Origin of the sequence: Salinicola sp. MIT1003 (genome assembly GCF_001858555.1) — a bacterium.
Taxonomy (GTDB): Bacteria; Pseudomonadota; Gammaproteobacteria; order Pseudomonadales; family Halomonadaceae; genus Salinicola; species Salinicola salarius.
Genome location: NZ_MCAP01000011.1, coordinates 287,717 through 306,337, shown reverse-complemented (window position 1 = coordinate 306,337; position 18,621 = coordinate 287,717). Strand labels below are relative to the sequence as shown.

General features: G+C 64.4%; 14 protein-coding genes. 10 read left to right on the top strand and 4 right to left on the bottom strand.

Annotated elements, in window-relative coordinates:
- Positions 1–19: 19 nt before the first annotated feature.
- Together BC443_RS06565 and BC443_RS06560 are read right to left on the bottom strand one after the other, a co-directional pair.
- The gene (locus BC443_RS06565) at positions 20–541 is read right to left on the bottom strand and encodes a hypothetical protein (protein ID WP_071231031.1); all 522 of its coding nucleotides are present in this window, start codon (positions 539–541) and stop codon (positions 20–22) included.
- Entirely contained in the window at positions 538–1,539 is a 1,002-nt protein-coding gene (locus BC443_RS06560) for an alpha/beta hydrolase (RefSeq protein ID WP_071231030.1), read from the bottom strand. The genes BC443_RS06565 and BC443_RS06560 overlap by 4 nt, the downstream gene beginning before the upstream one ends.
- A 222-nt stretch (positions 1,540–1,761) precedes the next feature.
- Here BC443_RS06560 and BC443_RS06555 point away from each other — a divergent pair, with 222 nt between their 5' ends.
- Together BC443_RS06555 and BC443_RS06550 are read left to right on the top strand one after the other, a co-directional pair.
- Positions 1,762–3,942, top strand: coding sequence for a malate synthase G (locus BC443_RS06555; protein WP_071231029.1), 2,181 nt, complete (start codon positions 1,762–1,764; stop codon positions 3,940–3,942).
- A 287-nt stretch (positions 3,943–4,229) separates the two neighbouring features.
- Entirely contained in the window at positions 4,230–4,646 is a 417-nt protein-coding gene (locus BC443_RS06550; RefSeq protein WP_071231028.1) for a PaaI family thioesterase, read from the top strand.
- 29 nt (positions 4,647–4,675) lie between these two features.
- On the opposite strand, the gene BC443_RS06545 is transcribed toward BC443_RS06550, so the two are convergent.
- Positions 4,676–5,062, bottom strand: a complete 387-nt coding sequence (locus BC443_RS06545) for a DUF423 domain-containing protein (RefSeq protein WP_071231027.1) — start codon at positions 5,060–5,062, stop codon at positions 4,676–4,678.
- 189 nt (positions 5,063–5,251) lie between these two features.
- On the opposite strand from BC443_RS06545, the gene BC443_RS06540 reads away from it, so the two are divergent.
- The 4 genes from BC443_RS06540 (at position 5,252) to trmB (ending at position 8,650) form a co-directional block, all read left to right on the top strand.
- A complete protein-coding gene (locus BC443_RS06540; protein ID WP_071231026.1) occupies positions 5,252–6,748 on the top strand; it encodes an alanine/glycine:cation symporter family protein in 1,497 nt (498 codons plus the stop codon).
- 68 nt (positions 6,749–6,816) lie between these two features.
- Positions 6,817–7,017, top strand: coding sequence for a sulfur carrier protein ThiS (gene thiS / locus BC443_RS06535; protein WP_083387268.1), 201 nt, complete (start codon positions 6,817–6,819; stop codon positions 7,015–7,017).
- Positions 7,018–7,048: 31 nt separating this feature from the next.
- On the top strand, positions 7,049–7,846 hold the full coding sequence (locus BC443_RS06530) for a thiazole synthase (protein WP_071231024.1): 798 nt from the start codon (positions 7,049–7,051) through the stop codon (positions 7,844–7,846).
- A 75-nt stretch (positions 7,847–7,921) separates the two neighbouring features.
- Positions 7,922–8,650, top strand: coding sequence for a tRNA (guanosine(46)-N7)-methyltransferase TrmB (trmB, locus tag BC443_RS06525; RefSeq protein WP_071231023.1), 729 nt, complete (start codon positions 7,922–7,924; stop codon positions 8,648–8,650).
- A gap of 57 nt (positions 8,651–8,707) precedes the next feature.
- Here trmB and fnr read toward each other — a convergent pair whose 3' ends face one another.
- Positions 8,708–9,514, bottom strand: a complete 807-nt coding sequence (gene fnr, locus BC443_RS06520; protein WP_071231022.1) for a fumarate/nitrate reduction transcriptional regulator Fnr — start codon at positions 9,512–9,514, stop codon at positions 8,708–8,710.
- Between the two features lie 295 nt (positions 9,515–9,809).
- Here fnr and BC443_RS06515 point away from each other — a divergent pair, with 295 nt between their 5' ends.
- Genes BC443_RS06515 through narJ form a run of 4 tightly spaced genes read left to right on the top strand, consistent with a single transcriptional unit; the run spans position 9,810 to position 18,606 of the window.
- Complete coding sequence (locus tag BC443_RS06515) at positions 9,810–12,473, top strand: MFS transporter (RefSeq protein WP_071231021.1); 2,664 nt, start codon at positions 9,810–9,812, stop codon at positions 12,471–12,473.
- A gap of 25 nt (positions 12,474–12,498) precedes the next feature.
- On the top strand, positions 12,499–16,275 hold the full coding sequence (locus tag BC443_RS06510) for a nitrate reductase subunit alpha (RefSeq protein WP_071231020.1): 3,777 nt from the start codon (positions 12,499–12,501) through the stop codon (positions 16,273–16,275).
- A complete protein-coding gene (gene narH, locus BC443_RS06505) occupies positions 16,272–17,864 on the top strand; it encodes a nitrate reductase subunit beta (RefSeq protein ID WP_083387249.1) in 1,593 nt (530 codons plus the stop codon). The genes BC443_RS06510 and narH overlap by 4 nt, the downstream gene beginning before the upstream one ends.
- Complete coding sequence (gene narJ, locus BC443_RS06500) at positions 17,857–18,606, top strand: nitrate reductase molybdenum cofactor assembly chaperone (RefSeq protein ID WP_071231019.1); 750 nt, start codon at positions 17,857–17,859, stop codon at positions 18,604–18,606. The genes narH and narJ overlap by 8 nt, the downstream gene beginning before the upstream one ends.
- The last annotated feature ends 15 nt before the right edge of the window (positions 18,607–18,621 follow it).

Here is an 18,621-nt window from a genome sequence, read left to right as displayed (position 1 = left end):
GGGTGATTGCCGACGAGGCTCACGGCGCCGGCGTGGATTCGGTCGCCGGCAGCGCATCGAGATCCACCGCACCGCTGGCTTGCCACTGCCAGTGGGAGCGCTCTTTCCCCGGCCGGGAGAGGTCGAACCGCAGCCGATAGGGCTGCAGGACGCGATCGCTCAAGCGCAGTGGCGGCGCCTCGGCGCTCAGGCGAGCCTGCAGCAGCCACTGTTCGCTGCTGCTCCGCGACATCGAGGCGGGCATCCAGTCCAGGACATGGGGGGAATTTTCCTGGCTCAGCAGCCCGCGTGCCAACGCTTCGTTGAGCGCATCGGGCGTGATCGGCAAGGTGGCGTCGACCTCCGCCGGCTGCAGCAGAATGGTGACGGCAGCAGGGTCGGCGGGCGCCCAGGGCGGGTCTTCGAGCAGCCCGTGCGCCGCGTTGTCCGCCAGCCCCCGCAGCGCTTCGCGAGCGTCCGGCGGGCCCGGGGCCAGCCCCGCGCAGCCGCCGAGCATGACCAGCAGCGCACCGAGCAGGATCGTGTCGAACAGCGACTTCATGGCACCGACTTGGTCAGGGGAGCGGGCGGGTGCGTCGCGGCGAAGCGCATCAGGAAATCGTCGAGCGCCGCGAACAGGACGTGGCGAATCGGCTCCGCCTCGTTGACCAGGTGGTGTCGTGCCTCGGGGTGGCGCACCACCTGGGCCTGCGGAAACTTCCTGCGCAGTGCCTTCAGGTTCCAGCTCCAGTCGACGGTCAGATCCTGCTCCCCCTGCAGAATCAGCACGGGCAGCTCGCTGGGCGGGCGCTTGAGCAGTGTCGGCATCCAGCGGCGCATCGCGGTGACCCAGGTCAAGGCCAGGTGATCGTCCTGCAGCGGGTCGTGAAGGCGCAGGAAATCGGCGAAATCGAGGTTGGTGGTATTGGCGCGATACTTGCGGGGGATGGTATCCACGAAGGGGCTGGCGATACGGTGGAGCCAGCGCGACTGGTTCCAGCCCCAGGGGCGGACCAGCGGCGCCAGCAGTACCAGGCCTTGCCAGGGCGCCTGTTCACCGCGAGCCAGCGCATCGGTGGCCACGATCGAGGCGCCGGTACTCTGGCCGATCGCCAGCCACGGCCCTGGGGCGAGAGAGAGATCCGCTATCTGCCGTTCGATATGGTTGAAGCACTTCACGTAATCGGTAAAGTCATCGATGGTCGCGCGGGCGCCGCTGGAGAGCCCGTGTCCGGGCAGATCCCACATCACGACCTGCCAGTCCTGTGCCAGCAGGCGCTCGAGCAGATGGCCATAAAGGCCGAGATGATCGAAGTAACCGTGAACCACGAAGATCGTTCCGCGAGGCGCGGGCGGGGCCCATACCTGAGTCCACAGTTCGAAGGTTCTGCCTCCCTCTCCCTCGGCCTGCAGAAAGCCGGCATGAAGCCGGATGTCTTCGTTGGCCTGCAGTAACGCTGCCAGCTGGTAGTGATCGAGATAGCTCGCCAGCGGCGAATCGGTGGGCGCTTCGATATGGCGGACGGTGCCAACGGTCTTCAGTGGCGAAAAGTCGAGCATGCGTGTGTCTCCTGGTCCGCCTATGCTACTCGCCGTGCGCTGTCGAGGCCATGATGCAGGCCTGAACGGATAGTGGTAACGAAGGTCGAAGGAGACAACGCCCGCCGGGCTGATTATGATGTCGAACGGTTATGGAAATATTTTCCACAAACGGTCTTTCGGGCTCGATGGCGTCGCGGAGCGACGGCCATGGCTCGGGCGACTGCCGATCTGGAGGCTGACATGACATCCGATACGACAAAACGTACCACTCATCACCGGCTACAGGTAGCCGCCGAGCTCGAGCGCTTCATCATCGACGAAGTGCTGCCGGGCACCGGTGTCGAGGCCGAGTCGTTCTGGGCCGGCTTCGATGCGCTGGTTCACGATCTGGCTCCCCGCAATCGGGAACTGCTGGCCGAGCGGGATCGTCTTCAGACCAGGCTCGATGAATGGCACCGGGCCAACCCGGGCGAGATCAAGGACATGTCGGCCTACCGCGCCTTTTTGAAGGAGATCGGTTATCTGGTCGAGGCGCCGGCCAACGTGCAGGCCACCACGACCAACGTCGACGCCGAGATCGCGCGTCAGGCCGGACCACAGCTGGTGGTTCCGGTCAACAACGCGCGTTATGCACTCAACGCGGCCAATGCGCGTTGGGGCAGCCTCTACGATGCGCTCTACGGCACCGACGCGATCGACGAGGCCGATGGCGCCGAGAAGGGGAGCGGCTACAACCCCAAGCGGGGCGCCAAGGTGATCGACTATGCGCGCAACGTGCTCGATATGGCGGCACCGCTGGCCACCGGGTCGCATCGGGAAGCGGTTCGCTATGCCGTTCGCGACAACCGGCTGTCGGTCACGCTCGAAGGCGGGCGCGACACCGGCTTGAAGAATCCCGGCCAGTTCGTCGGCTTCCGTGGCGACGCGGCATCGCCCGAGGCGATCCTGCTCTCCAACCATGGCCTGCATCTCGAGATCCAGATCGATGCCGAGCATTCGATCGGCAAGACGGATCCGGCGCACGTCAAGGATCTGCTGGTCGAAGCGGCAGTCACCACGATCATGGATTGCGAGGACTCCGTCGCCGCCGTCGATGCCGAAGACAAGACGCTGGTCTATCGCAACTGGCTCGGCCTGATGAAGGGCGATCTCGAGGAGCGCTTCGAGAAGGGCGGCAAGACCGTCACCCGGCGCCTCAATCCGGATCGCGACTACACTCTGCCGGACGGTGGCTCGCTGACGTTGCCGGGCCGCTCGCTGATGTTCGTGCGCAACGTCGGCCACCTGATGACCACGCCGGCCATTCTCGACGGCGAGGGCAACGAGATTCCCGAGGGCATTCTGGATGCGGTGATGACCTCGCTGATCGGCCTGCATGATCTGAAGCAGGAGCGCGGCAACTCGCGTGCCGGATCGCTCTATATCGTCAAGCCCAAGATGCACGGCCCCAAGGAAGTCGCCTTTGCCGACGAGCTGTTCGGGCGTGTCGAGCAACTGCTCGGGCTGCCTGCGGACACGTTGAAGATGGGTATCATGGACGAGGAGCGCCGCACCTCGGTCAACCTCAAGGCCTGCATCGACGCGGCCTCCTCGCGGGTCGCCTTCATCAATACTGGCTTCCTCGATCGCACCGGCGACGAGATGCATACCGCCATGAACGCGGGACCGATGCTGCGCAAGGGCGACATGAAAGGCAGCAAGTGGATCGCCGCCTACGAGCGCAGCAATGTGCAGATCGGGCTGGCCTGCGGCCTGCGCGGAAGGGCGCAGATCGGCAAGGGCATGTGGGCAATGCCGGATCTGATGGCGGCGATGCTCGAGCAGAAAGTGGGGCACCCCAAGGCCGGCGCCAATACCGCCTGGGTGCCGTCACCGACGGCGGCGGTACTGCACGCGCTGCACTATCACCAGATCGATGTGGGGGCGATTCAGCGCGACCTGGAGGAACAGGGTGAAGTCGACCTGCTCGATGACCTGCTGACCGTGCCGGTCGATCCCAAGGCCGCCTGGAGCGCCGACGAGACCCAGCAGGAGCTCGACAACAACTGCCAGGGCATTCTCGGCTACGTGGTGCGCTGGGTCGAACATGGCGTCGGCTGTTCCAAGGTGCCGGATATCCACGACGTCGGACTGATGGAAGACCGCGCCACGCTGCGTATCTCCAGCCAGCACATCGCCAACTGGCTGCACCACGGCATCGTCGATGAAGCGCAGGTGCGCGAGACGCTGGAGCGCATGGCCAAGGTGGTGGACGAACAGAACGCCGGCGACCCGGGCTACACGCCGATGACTTCGCATCTGGCCGACTCCACCGCCTTCCAGGCCGCCTCGGACCTGATCTTCAAGGGACGCGAGCAGCCCTCCGGCTACACCGAGCCGTTGCTGCACCACTGGCGCGCCGTGGATAAGGCGAAGGGCTGAGCACTGAGCACTGAGCACTGAGCTACGAGCTACGAGCTACGAGCTCCGGGTTACGACTGCGCCGGCTTCGGGGCGTTAAACAGCAACTGGGCCAGCGACTGATGTCGCTGGTCCTTTCCTTCGCTACAAGCACATGCTGACTTTCGCGGCTCGCGGCTCGCGGCTCGCGGCTCGTGGCTTCCGTCTTCCCTCTGTGACTCGCTGGTGGCTTGCGCTATCTTGACGGCAGCGCTGTTTCCCCGTCGAATCCTGTGCCGCCTGTCGCGCCGCCGTCCAGGGAGAGTCCGATGACCGTAATGACCGCCGCCGAAATCGAGGATTTCCTCGATGACGTCTTTCCCCAGCGTCAGGGCACTATCGAGGCCGTGGATCACATGCGGGCGACCATGAGCCTGGCGATCGAGGACGAGCATCTGCGCCCCGGCGCCTGTGTTTCCGGTCCGTCGATGGTCAATCTGGCCGATGTCTGTCTCTATGTGGCGATTCTGGCCCAGATCGGGCCGGAGGCGATGGCGGTGACCAGCAATCTCAACTGCCATTTTCTGCGGCGTGCGCGCAGCGACCGGGATCTGATCGCCAACGCACGCATTCTCAAGCTCGGCCAGCGCCTCGCGGTAGGCGAGGTCCAGCTCTTTTCCACCGGCGACGACGAGCCCGTGGCGCTGGTCACCGCGACCTACGTGCTGCCGGATCGGGATGATTGAAGCGCTGGCCCGATGGAAGACGCCTCCATCTACGCCGTAGCCGGCCGCTGACGCGAGGCGCTCCACGCCAGCACCAGCCAGCCCGCCATCAACAGCAAACCGCCGAAGGGCGTGATGATTCCCAGCGGTTTCGTGCCGCTAAGCACGAGCGCATAGAGCGAGCCGCTGAACAGCACCATTCCCGCGAACCAGAGCCCGACGGCCAGCATCTGCCCTCGCAGGGCGCGTTGCCCCTGCCAGGCGAGAACGGCCATGACGGCCAGCGTGTGCCAAGCCTGGTAGCGTACGGCGGTATGGAAGACTTCGAGATTGCGCGGAGAGAGCGTACTGCTCAGCGCATGTGCGCCAAAGGCGCCAGCGGCGACGACGATGAAGCCGCTCAAGGCAGCGAAACTCCATGCCCACTTTTGATGCATGTTGCGACTCCTTGGTGGCGACTATGCTTTAGGGATGTTGGCGTCCGGCGCGGCCGTGCGTGAAGCGTCAGCCATCCCTAGGGGCCTCAGCCGCAGAATTGACGCCCGCAAGTCTAGCGCGTAAAAAGCCGCCTCGGCAGCCGCCCTGCAGCGCTTGCGACATCATCGTTATCCATAAGGATCTCCGAAATGGAATTCATCAACACGCTTCACGACGCGGTCTACGCGATCATGACTCCGATCAGCGAATTCGTCTGGACCTATATTCTGCTTTATCTGCTGCTGGGTGCCGGGCTTCTGTTCACCGTGCTCACGCGCTTCATGCAGTTCCGGCTGTTCGGTCACATGGCTCGCGTCACCTTCAACAGCCGCGGTTCCGGCAGTGGCGTCAGCGGCTTCCAGGCCTTCGCGACCTCGCTGGCGGCCCGGGTCGGCACCGGTAATCTGGCAGGCGTGGCGATCGCACTGTGGGTTGGCGGTCCCGGGGCGATCTTCTGGATGTGGATGACGGCACTGGTCGGCTTCGCGACCTCGTTCATCGAGTCGACGCTGGCCCAGACCTACAAGAAGCGCAACGAGGACGGCGTCTTCCGCGGCGGCCCCGCTTACTACATCGAACGGGCGCTGGGGCAGCGCTGGATGAGCGTGCTGTTCGCGATCTTCCTGCTGATCGCCTATGGCCTGGCCTTCAACGGCGCGCAGTCCAACACCATCGCGCAGGGCCTGTCCCAGGCATTCTCGATCCCCAACTGGGTGACCGGCGTCGCGCTGGTGATCATCACTGCGCTGGTGATCTACGGCGGGCTCAAGTCCGTGGCGCGCACCGCCGAGAAGATCGTGCCGATCATGGCCATCGGGTACTTCCTGGTGGCGCTGTACGTGCTGGTGGTGAACATCGGCGAAGTGCCCGCCATGCTGGAACTGATCGTCAAGAGCGCCTTCGGCTATGGCCCGGCAGTGGGCGGCGCTGTCGGCTACACCATCAAGATCGCGATGGAAAACGGCATCAAGCGTGGCCTGTTCTCCAACGAGGCGGGCATGGGCTCGGCGCCCAACGCCGCCGCCCAGGCCGACGTCAAGCATCCGGCGGCGCAGGGGCTGGTGCAGTCCTTCGGCGTATTCATCGATACCCTGGTGATCTGCAGCTGCACGGCGGTGGTGATTCTGCTCTCCGGCGTCTACGAGCGCCTGATGAGCACCTCGCCGGGCCAGGACATCGTCGGCATCCAGTTGACCCAGGACGCGATGGTCGATCACCTTGGCAGCTTCGGCGAGATCTTCATCGCGATCGCCATCTTCCTGTTCGCGTTCACCTCGATCATCGCCAACTTTTCCTACTCGCAGATCAATATCGAATATCTGTTCCGGGGCCGTGCCAAGGCCGCCGTCTCGGTCCTGCGAATTGCGGTGCTGGCGATGGTGATGATCGGTTCCGTGGCGCAGCTGCAGTTCGTGTGGGATTTCGCCGATCTCGCCATGGGGCTGATGGCCACGACCAACCTCATCGCGATTCTGCTGCTGTGCCCGATCGCGCTGCGCGTGCTCAAGGATTACGAGCGTCAGCGCAAGGCGGGCGTGCATGAGCCGACGTTCGATCCCAAGCAGGTGCTGAAGCGCCCCGAACAGGTCGACGCCGACGTCTGGCCTGCACGCGAAAGCACCGACCGAGTCGCGCGCGACGCCTGACCGGGATGCCTGCTTCTCCTCGAGGCGCTACAATGCGCCTCCTCGAGATCTGCTTCAGGGAGGCCGCCATGCAGATTCAGCTCAACGGTGAACCCCGCCAGCTCGATGGCGAGCAGACGCTGGCCCAGCTGGTCGATACGCTCGGCCTGACGGGGCGGCGCATCGCCATCGAAGTCAACGAAGAGATCGTGCCACGCAGCCTGCACGCGCAGACACGCCTGAACGACGGCGACAGCGTGGAGATCGTGCATGCCATCGGCGGGGGTTGATCCCTGCCAGATCCATGACCAGGAGTCATTCATGTCTCAGCTGATCCAGGACACCCCGCTGATCGTGGCCGGACGCCGCTTTGCGTCTCGATTGCTGGTCGGTACCGGTAAATACCGCGACTTCGACGAAACCGCTGCGGCCATCGAGGCCAGCGCTGCCGATGTGGTGACGTTCGCGGTCCGCCGGACCAACCTGGGCCAGAACCCGGACGAGCCCAACCTGCTCGATGCGATATCGCCTTCGCGCTACACGCTGCTGCCCAACACCGCCGGCTGCTACACCGCCAAGGATGCCGTGCGGACCTGCAAGCTCGCGCGCGAACTGCTCGATGGTCACAATCTGGTCAAGCTCGAAGTGCTGGGCGACGAGAAGACGCTCTATCCCAATGTGGTCGAGACGCTGGCCGCCGCCGAGACCTTGGTCAACGACGGCTTCGACGTGATGGTCTACACCAGCGACGATCCGATCGTGGCCAAGGAGCTGGAGAAGCGCGGCTGCTGCGCGGTGATGCCGCTGGGCTCACTGATCGGCTCCGGCAACGGCCTGCTCAATCCGGCGACGCTGGCGCTCATCATCGAGCACGCCGAGGTGCCGGTGCTGGTCGATGCCGGCATCGGCACGGCTTCCGATGCGGCGCTGGCGATGGAGATGGGCTGCGATGGCGTGCTGATGAACTCCGCCATCGCTCACGCCAGGCATCCGGTGATGATGGCTCACGCCATGCGCAAGGCGATCGAAGCCGGGCGCGAAGCGTTTCTCGCCGAACGCATGCCGCGCCGCCAGGGCGCCAGCCCTTCTTCGCCGTTCGCCGGGCGGATCAACGCCTGAGCCTTCCGGTCGACTCCCTTAGGGCCGCAGCCAGCCAGCGGCCATTCCCTTTACTTGCCCTGTTGACTCCTCCGCATGACTGACAAGATGACGCCCGATACCCAATCCCCCGCCGAAGAGGCGCCCGTGCGCCGTGGCATCAAGAGTTACGTGCTGCGCGCCGGACGCATGACGGCAGCGCAGGAGCGTGGCCTGAAGGAGGTCTGGCCCAGGTGGGGGCTGACGCTGGCCGACGGCCGCCAGGATCTCGAGCAGCTGTTCGGCCGCAAGGCGCCCTGCGTGGTGGAGATCGGCTTCGGCATGGGCAAGTCGCTGGTCGAGCAGGCCGAGACGCATCCCGAGACGGACTTCATCGGCATCGAGGTCCACGCGCCCGGCGTGGGCAAGCTGCTCGACGAGGCCGACAAGCGCGGGCTCACCAACCTTCGTGTCTATCGCGAGGACGCGCTCGCCGTGCTGGCGGACTGCCTGCCGGAAGCGAGCATCGACACGCTGCAGCTCTTCTTCCCCGACCCGTGGCCCAAGAAGAAACATCACAAGCGGCGTATCGTGCAGTTGCCGTTCGTCGAGCTGGTGCGTTCCCGCCTCGAGCCGGGCGGCAAGCTGCACATGGCGACCGACTGGCAGGCCTACGCCGAGTTCATGGCGGAGGTGATGGCCGAGGCGCCGGGATTCGTCAACACCGCGCCGGCCGAGACGGCGCCGTTCGTCGAACGCCCCGATTTCCGCCCGCTGACCAAGTTCGAACAGCGCGGCGAGCGCCTGGGTCACGGTGTCTGGGATCTCATCTACCGGCGCGTTTGAGAGGCGGCAGTTGCTCGCGAACGGACTCCGTTTCGGTCATGTCGATGCAACGTTTCTTCATACCGAGGCGTCAAGGCTTGATACCGAGGCGTCAAGGCTTGCCTGCGTGCGGACCTGATCGAGTTGACACCCCTGCGTTTCGGCAAGGGTGTTGAGTGCTTCGAGATCGAGAATATGTATCTCGCGGCCCTGGATCGCCATCAGTTGCTGCTGCTGGAAGCGACCCAGGATGCGGCTGACGGTTTCCACGGCAAGACCGAGGTAGTTGCCGATATCGGTACGCGTCATCGGCAGGCGGAAGCTGTACGGTGAATAGCCGCAGCGTTGAAAGCGCATGGCGAGATTGATGAAGAAGCTTGCCAGGCGTTCATCGGCGATTTTGCGCGATAAAAGACGCATCATGCGGCGATCATCGCTCATCTCCTTGCTCATGCTGCGTAACAGCTGCAGGCGAAGCTGCGGGGTGTGTTCGGCAAGGCTATCGAGATGATCGAAGGGGATCTCGCACACCGATGTTCTCTCGAGCGCGATAACATAGCCCGGATGCCGCTGTTCATTGATGCTGTCGAGGCCGACCAACTCACTGGGCAGGTAGAAATGGGTGACCTGCTCTTCGCCATTCTGATCGAGCGTCACCTGCTTGAGGCTACCGGAGCGAACGGCAAACACGCTGGAAAAGGAACTGCCTTGGCAGAATAGCGCTTCGCCCTTCTTGAGCGGCGCGCGGCGGCGAATGATGGCGTTGAACTGGTCCATATCCTGGACATCCAGCGCCAGCGGTAAACACAGTGCGCTCAAGCTGCAGGTCTGGCAGCAGGTACGATGGAAGCGGGTGTATTTCGATCCGATGCTGGGAATGGGCATGACATGACTCCCGGAGACGATTCGCGGATCAGCATGGCGTGGCGGCAGTAAGGAAACGCAGCATAACATGCCTGCTTCTGCGGCCGATATGACGAGGCCTGCCAGCGTAGCGTGTCAACCGCTTTACTGACCGTCGCTGTTCGTCGGTATCTTCTAGATCTTATGGCTAGCCCTAGCCCTACGTTTACCAACGTAAAGTATTTTTACAAAAATTGACCTGAGTCAAAAAGGCCGCCGTCCTCAGACGAGAAAGTAGTCCCTGTCAGCCTCGCTTGGCATAAGGGGAACTATCGTGATGACTTCCGTGGCATTGCCCCACCGTGACCGACAGCGCGCGCTGGGGCTCTCGACCCTGGCCTTCACGCTGTGCTTCGCGGTGTGGACAATCTTCTCGATCATTGGCCTGCGTATCAAGCAGGAGCTGGGGTTGTCCGACACGCAACTGGGCCTGTTAATGGCAACGCCGGTGCTGACCGGTTCGATCAGCCGGTTGCTGCTCGGTATCTGGACCGACCGCTTCGGCGGGCGCTGGGTGTTTGGACTGGTGATGCTGACCTCCGCCGCCTGCGTCTACCTGCTTACCTTTACTTCCAGCTACGCCATGCTGTTGCTGGCAGCGCTGGGGGTGGGGCTGGCCGGCGGTTCGTTCATCGTCGGCGTGGCCTATGTATCGGCGTGGTTTCCCGCCGCGCAGCAAGGCACGGCACTGGGTATCTTCGGCGCCGGCAACGTCGGTGCGGCGGTGACCAACTTCGTCGCACCGTTTTTGCTCGTCGCGCTGGGCTGGCAGACGACGGCACTGATCTACGCCACGGTGCTGGCCGCCATAGGCGTGGCCTTCATCATGCTGGCCAAGAACGATCCGCTGCGCGACGAACGGGCACGGCAGCGGGTGCCGCTGTGCGATCAGCTTGCGCCCCTGGCCGAGCTGCGCGTATGGCGCTTCTCGCTGTACTACTTCTGCACCTTCGGCGGCTTTGTCGCGCTGGCATTGTGGCTGCCGCTGTATCTGATGAACGTCTACGGCCTGAGCCTGACCACGGCGGGGGTCGTTGCCGCGCTGTTCTCGGTGCCGGCCTCGCTGTTTCGCATCCTCGGCGGCTGGCTGGCCGATCGGATCGGTGCGCGGCGGGTGATGTACTGGACGTTCGGCGTGGCCGTGGCCTGCCTGTTTCTGCTCAGCTATCCGTCCGCCCACTATGCGATCGAAGGCGTGCGCGGCGAGGTCGATTTCTCGCTGTCGGTAGGGTTGCCGGCCTTCATTGCGCTGATCTTCGTGCTGGGCTTTTTCATGTCGCTGGGCATGGCGGCGGTCTTCAAGCACATCCCCGTCTACTATCCGCAGCATGTCGGCGCGGTGGGCGGTGTGGTTGGCATGGTTGGCGGGCTGGGCGGTTTCTTCCTGCCGCTGACCTTCGGCATGCTCAACGACGTGGTCGGCATCTGGCAGAGCTGCTTCATGCTGATGTTCATCATCGTGGCCGGTGCGCTGGGCTGGATGCACTACGCCATCCGCCGGGCCGAGCGCGACGAATGGGCCGCGCACCGGCCGAGCACCGACCTGCCCGAACTGGCGGCACCGAAAGGCTTCGTGCTCAACGAGTGGCACCCGGAAGATGCCGGCTTTTGGGCGCGCACCGGGCGCCGCATTGCCCGGCGCAACCTGTGGATCTCGATTCCCAACCTGCTGCTGGCCTTCGCCGTGTGGTCGGTCTGGTCGATCCTGGTGGTCAAGCTGCCGACACTTGGCTTTCCCTACACGCCCAATCAGCTGTTCTGGCTGGCGGCATTGCCGTCGCTGTCCGGCGCGACGCTGCGCATTTTCTATAGCTTCATGGTGCCGATCTTCGGCGGCCGGCGCTGGACGGCGATTTCCACCGCATCACTACTGCTGCCGTGCCTGTGGATCGGCGTGGCGCTGCAGCACGTCGAAACGCCCTACAGCGTGATGCTGATTCTCGCCCTGCTGTGCGGCTTCGGCGGCGGTAACTTCGCGTCGAGCATGGCCAATATCAGCTTTTTCTTCCCCCAGGCCCAGAAGGGCACTGCCATGGGATTGAACGCGGGGCTGGGCAATCTGGGCGTTTCGGTACTGCAACTGGTTGGCCCGCTGGTGATCGCCGGCAGCGTGCTGGGGCCGATGGCCGGCGCGCCGCAGACGGCGATGACAGGCGCTGCCGAGGGCCATGCGGTCTGGCTGCAGAATGCCGCCTTCATCTGGGTGCCGTTCATCGTCATCGCGGCGCTGGCGGCCTGGTTCGGCATGAACGATATCGCCGCCGCCAAGTCCTCGTTCCGCGATCAGGCGGTGATCTTCAAGCGCAAGCACAACTGGCTGATGTGCTGGCTCTATCTGGGCACCTTCGGCAGCTTCATGGGCTTTGCCGCCGGTTTTCCGTTGCTGTCCGGCATGCAGTTTCCCGCGGTCGACCCGACCCGCTACGCCTTCCTCGGCCCGCTGGTCGGCGCGCTGGCCCGGCCGCTGGGCGGCTGGCTTTCCGATCGCCTGGGCGGTGCGCGGGTCACGCTATGGAACTTCGCCCTGATGATCGTCGGCGTCCTCGGGGTGCTGACCTTCCTGCCCGGCGAGCACGGCGGGGGCAGCTTCTTCGGCTTCTTCGTCATGTTCCTGGTGCTGTTCATTGCCACTGGCATCGGCAACGGTTCCACCTATCGCATGGTACCGGTGATCTTTCTCAACCAGCGCCGACAGGCGCTCGGCGAAGCGCATGCCGAACAGGCACAGGTCGAAGCCAGCCGCGAGACCGCCGCCGTGCTCGGCTTCATTTCGGCCATCGCCGCCTACGGCGGATTCTTCATCCCCAAGGCCTACGGTACCTCCATCGGCCTGACCGGTGGTGTGGGCGCGGCGCTGATCGGCTTCATCGTCTTTTACCTGAGCTGCATGGCGCTGACCTGGTGGTACTACGCCCGCCGCAATGCACCGGCACCGTGCTGATACGCTCATTCAGGAGGAACCTTTCATGAGCCATTTTCTCGACCGTCTGAATTATCTGCGCAAGCCCCGCACGCCGTTTGCCGGCGGCCATGGCGAAACCCGTGACGAAACCCGCGACTGGGAAGACGGCTACCGCGCCCGCTGGCAGCACGACAAGGTCGTGCGCTCGACCCATGGCGTCAACTGCACCGGCTCGTGCAGCTGGCAGATCTACGTCAAGAACGGGCTGGTGACCTGGGAAACCCAGCAGACCGACTACCCGCGTACCCGCCCGGACCTGCCCAACCATGAGCCGCGCGGCTGCCCGCGCGGGGCGAGCTATTCGTGGTATCTGTATAGCGCCAACCGCCTCAAGTATCCGACGGTGCGCAAGGCGTTGATCCAGCTATGGCGTGAGGCACTGGCCGTACATGACGACCCGGTCGATGCCTGGGCCTCCATCGTCGAGGACCCGGCCAAGACCGCGCAGTACAAGAAGGTGCGCGGCATGGGCGGCTTCGTGCGCGCCAGCTGGGAAGAGCTCGAAACCCTGGTCGCTGCCGCCAACGTCTATACCGCCAAGCAGTACGGCCCGGACCGTATCATCGGCTTCTCGCCGATTCCGGCGATGTCGATGATTTCCTATGCCTCGGGGGCGCGCTATCTGTCGCTGATCGGCGGGGTGTGCCTGTCCTTCTACGACTGGTACTGCGACCTGCCGCCGGCCTCGCCGATGACCTGGGGCGAACAGACCGACGTGCCCGAATCGGCGGACTGGTACAACTCGAACTACATCATCGCCTGGGGCTCCAACGTGCCGCAGACACGGACCCCCGACGCGCACTTCTTCACCGAAGTGCGCTACAAGGGCACCAAGACGGTAGCGATCACTCCCGATTACGCCGAGGTCGCCAAGCTGTGCGACGAATGGCTGAGCCCCAAGCAGGGCACCGACGCGGCGCTGAGCATGGCGATGGGCCATGTCATCCTCAAGGAGTTTCACCTCGACAAGCCCAGCGCCTACTTCACCGACTACGTGCGCCGCTACACCGACATGCCGATGCTGGTCGAGCTGGAAGCACGCGAGGATGGCAGTTTCGTGCCCGGCAAGCAGCTGCGTGCCAGCGATTTCGATGCCAGCCTGGGCCAGGACAACAATCCCGAGTGGAAGACCGTTGCCTGGGATGAAACCAGCAACCGTCTGGTGGTGCCGCGCGGCTCCATCGGCTTCCGCTGGGGTGAAAAGAGTGGCGAGCAGGACGGCAGCGAAGGCCGCTGGAACCTTGAGCCGCTCGATGCCGACGGCAACGAGGTCTCGCTGCAACTGTCGCTGGCCGGCAGCCACGACCGCGTCGCCAAGGTTGCCTTCCCCTATTTCGGCGGGGTTCCCCATGAGCATTTCAGCCATGTGGCCGGCAACGACGTGCTCTACCACAGCCTGCCGGCCAGGTGCCTGACCCTGGCGGACGGCCGCGAGGTACTGGCGGTGACCGTGTTCGACCTGATGGTCGCCAACTACGGCATCGACCGCGGCCTGGGCGGAGAAGGGGAGGATGACGGCGCCACCGCCTTCGATCAGTTGCGCCCCTATACGCCGGCGTGGCAGGAGGCGATCACCGGCGTGCCGGCGGCGCAGGTGATCCGGTTGGCGCGGGAGTTTGCCGACAATGCCGACAAGACTCATGGCCGTTCGATGATCATCGTCGGGGCGGGCCTGAACCACTGGTATCACATGGACATGCAGTACCGCGGCCTGATCAACATGCTGATCCTGTGCGGCTGCATCGGGCAGAGCGGCGGCGGCTGGGCCCACTATGTTGGCCAGGAGAAGCTGCGCCCGCAGACCGGCTGGCTGCCGCTCGCCTTCGGCCTCGACTGGAACCGTCCGCCGCGGCAGATGAACGGCACCTCGTTCTTCTACAACCACTCCAGCCAATGGCGTTTCGAGAAGGTCGAGGTCAAGGAACTGCTGTCGCCGCTGGCGCGGCGCGAGGACTACAGCGGCAGCCTGATCGACTTCAATGTCCGTGCCGAACGCATGGGCTGGCTGCCGTCGGCGCCGCAGCTCGACCGCAATCCGCTGCGCCTGGCCGCTGCCGCCGCAGAAGCGGGCCAGCCGCTCAACGATTACGTCGTCGACCAGCTCAAGGCCGGTACGTTGCGCTTTGCGGCCGAGGACCCGGATAGCCCGCAGAACTTCCCGCGCAATATGTTCGTGTGGCGCTCCAACCTGCTGGGCAGCTCCGGCAAGGGCCATGAATACATGCTCAAGTACCTGCTCGGCACCCGCAACGGCGTGCAGGGCAAGGATCTCGGCGAGATGGACGGCGTGCTGCCCGAGGAAGTGGTGTGGCGCGAGGAGGCGCCGGAAGGCAAGCTCGACCTGCTGGTCACCCTCGACTTCCGCATGTCGACCACCTGCCTGTATTCCGACATCGTGCTGCCGACGGCGACCTGGTACGAAAAGGACGACCTCAACACCTCGGACATGCATCCCTTCATTCACCCGCTGACCGCGGCCACCGACCCGGCCTGGGAGTCGCGCAGCGACTGGGAGATCTACAAGGGCATCGCCAAGGCGTTTTCACGGGTGTGCGTGGGGCATCTCGGCGAAGAGACCGATCTGGTCACGCTGCCGCTGCAGCACGATTCGCCCGGGGAGCTGGCCCAGCCCGAGGTGCGCGACTGGAAGAAAGGCGAATGTGCGCCGATCCCCGGCAAGACCATGCCGAGCCTGGTGGCGGTCAAGCGCGACTACCCGGCGACCTATGAACGCTTCACCTCGGTCGGGCCGCTGCTCGATACGCTTGGCAACGGCGGCAAGGGCATCAACTGGCAGACCGAGTCCGAGATCGAGCTGCTCGGTAAGCTCAACCAGCGCAAGCATGACGGCGCGGCCCGCGGGCGGCCGCGCATCGAGACGGCGATCGATGCCGCCGAGATGATCCTGACGCTGGCGCCGGAGACCAACGGCAAGGTGGCGGTCAAGGCATGGGAGGCGCTGTCGAAGATCACCGGCCGCGAGCATGCCCACCTGGCGCTGCCCAAGCATGAGGAGAAGATCCGTTTCCGCGACGTGGTCGCCCAGCCGCGCAAGATCATCTCCAGCCCGACCTGGTCGGGGCTGGAAGACGAGCATGTGTCCTACAACGCCGGCTACACCAACGTCCACGAGTTGATCCCGTGGCGCACCGTGAGCGGCCGCCAGCAGTTCTATCAGGATCACGCCTGGATGCGCGCCTTCGGCGAGAGCCTGCTGGTCTACCGCCCGCCCATCGATACCAAGGCGATCAGCAGCCTCAAGGCGCCGCGCGGCAATGGCAATCCGGAAATCGCGCTGAACTGGATCACCCCGCACCAGAAGTGGGGCATCCATTCCACCTACTCGGACAACCTGCTGATGCTGACGCTGTCACGCGGTGGCCCGATCGTGTGGCTATCCGAGGACGATGCGCGCGCCATCGGCGTCGAGGACAACGACTGGATCGAGCTTTATAACGCCAACGGTGCGGTGGCGGCCCGGGCGGTGGTCAGTCAGCGGGTCAAGAACGGCATGGCGATGATGTACCACGCCCAGGAGCGCATCGTGAACATTCCCGGCTCCGAAGTGACCGGCACCCGCGGCGGCATTCACAACTCGGTGACCCGCGTCTGTCCCAAGCCGACCCACATGATCGGCGGCTACGCCCAGCTCTCCTACAGCTTCAATTACTACGGCACCGTCGGCTCCAACCGCGACGAGTTCGTCATCGTGCGCAAGATGCACCACGTCGACTGGCTGGATGGCGAAGGCAACGATTATGAGCAGGAGACTGTGAAATGAAAATCCGTTCGCAAGTGGGCATGGTGCTCAATCTCGATAAGTGCATCGGCTGTCATACCTGCTCGGTGACCTGTAAGAACGTGTGGACCAGCCGTGAAGGCGTGGAATACGCCTGGTTCAACAACGTCGAAACCAAGCCGGGTGTCGGTTATCCCAAGCAGTGGGAGAACCAGAGCAAGTGGAAGGGCGGCTGGCTGCGGCGCGCCGATGGTTCCATCGAGCCGCGCATCGGCGGCAAGTGGCGGGTGCTGGCAAACATCTTCGCCAACCCCGACCTGCCCGAGATCGACGACTACTACGAGCCGTTCGACTTCGATTACCAGCATCTGCACAAGGCCGGCGAGAGCAAGCATCAGCCGGTGGCGCGGCCACGTTCACTGATCAGCGGCCAGCGCATGAACAAGATCGAATGGGGCCCGAACTGGGAAGAAATCCTCGGCACCGAGTTTGCCAAGCGGCGCCGCGACAAGAATTTCGACCAGGTCCAGGCCGACATCTACGGCCAGTTCGAAAACACCTTCATGATGTACCTGCCCAGGCTGTGCGAGCACTGCCTCAACCCGGCCTGCGTGGCGTCCTGTCCGAGTGGGGCGATCTACAAGCGCGAGGAAGACGGCATCGTGCTGATCGACCAGGACAAGTGCCGTGGCTGGCGGATGTGTGTTTCCGGCTGCCCGTACAAGAAGATCTATTACAACTGGAAGAGCGGCAAGTCCGAGAAGTGCATCTTCTGCTATCCGCGCATCGAATCGGGCATGCCGACAGTATGCTCGGAGACCTGTGTCGGCCGTATCCGCTACCTCGGCGTGCTGCTATATGACGCCGACCGCATCGAGGAAGTCGCCGCTTCCGCCGATGAGCGCGACCTCTACCATCGCCAGTGCGAGATATTCCTCGACCCCCATGACCCGGAGGTGATCGCCCAGGCACGGCGCGACGGCATTCCCGACAACGTGATCAAAGCCGCCCAGGCGTCGCCGGTCTACAAGCTGGCGATCGATTGGCAACTGGCACTGCCGCTGCACCCCGAATACCGCACCCTGCCGATGGTGTGGTACGTGCCGCCGCTGTCACCGATCCAGTCGGCGGCCGAAGCGGGCCACATCGAAAGCGACGGTGTGCTGCCGCAGATCGAGTCGCTGCGCATTCCCGTCAAGTATCTCGCCAACCTGCTCACCGCCGGCGAAGAGGCACCGGTGGTCATGGCACTCAAGCGGCTGATGGCGATGCGGGTCTACAAGCGTGCCCAGCAGGTCGAGGGCCGCGAGGCCAGCGAGGTACTCGATGCGGTAGGGCTGAGCGTGGCGCAGGTCGAGGAGATGTACCGCTATCTGGCGATTGCCAACTACGAAGACCGTTTCGTGATCCCTGCCAGCCACCGCGAGCTGGCCCGCGAGGCGTTCCCCGAGCGCGGCGGTTGCGGTTTCTCGTTCGGCAGCGGCTGCAACGGCGGCGACAATACCGTCAGCCTGTTCGGCGGGCGCAAGCAGACCGCGACGCTGGTCAAGCCGCTGACCGATCATGACGAGGCGGTGGGCTATTACTCGCCTGACAAGGCCAGGCAGCCGCGGGAGGCCAACGATGCGTAGTCTGATCGTACTGGCGCGCCTGCTCGACTACCCGACCGTTGAGCTGCAGCAGGCCGCAGCGGAAATGCTTGAGGTCATCGATGGCGAGGCACACCTGAGCCGCGAGCACCGCTTCGAGATCAAGACGTGGATCACCGCCATCGCCAATGCTGACCTGCTCGACCTGCAGGCCGATTACGTGGCGTTGTTCGACCGCGGTCGCGCCACGTCGCTGCTGCTGTTCGAACACGTCCACGGTGAATCGCGTGACCGTGGCCAGGCGATGGTCGATCTGCTCGCCCACTACCATGCCGCGGGTTTCGAGCTGTCGGCCCGCGAACTGCCGGACTATCTGCCGCTGTTCCTGGAGTTTCTGTCCACCCGCGATGACGAGGAGATCGCCCGCCAGCTCGGCGAGGTGGCGCATATCCTGGCACGGCTGGCGGCACGGTTGATCGAGCGTGACAGCGATCATGCCCTGGTGCCGGCGTCGCTGCTGGCGATGATCGGCATGGAGGACACCATCGACGACCATCTCGAACACGCGCGTGAGGAGCCCCGCGACGATACGCCCGCCGCGCTGGATGCGGTCTGGGAGGAGGAGGCGGTGCGCTTTTCCGCCACCTCCGATCAGGACTGTGCGCTGCAATCGGCCACCGGGCGGCGCCAGGCACAGCTCAAGCGCGATTTCCGGAGCGATGTGCCGCTGCGCATCGTCGAATCCCCGGCGTCTGACGCTAATCCCGATCGTCCGGTTTCCTGATGCAAGGAGTCCCGC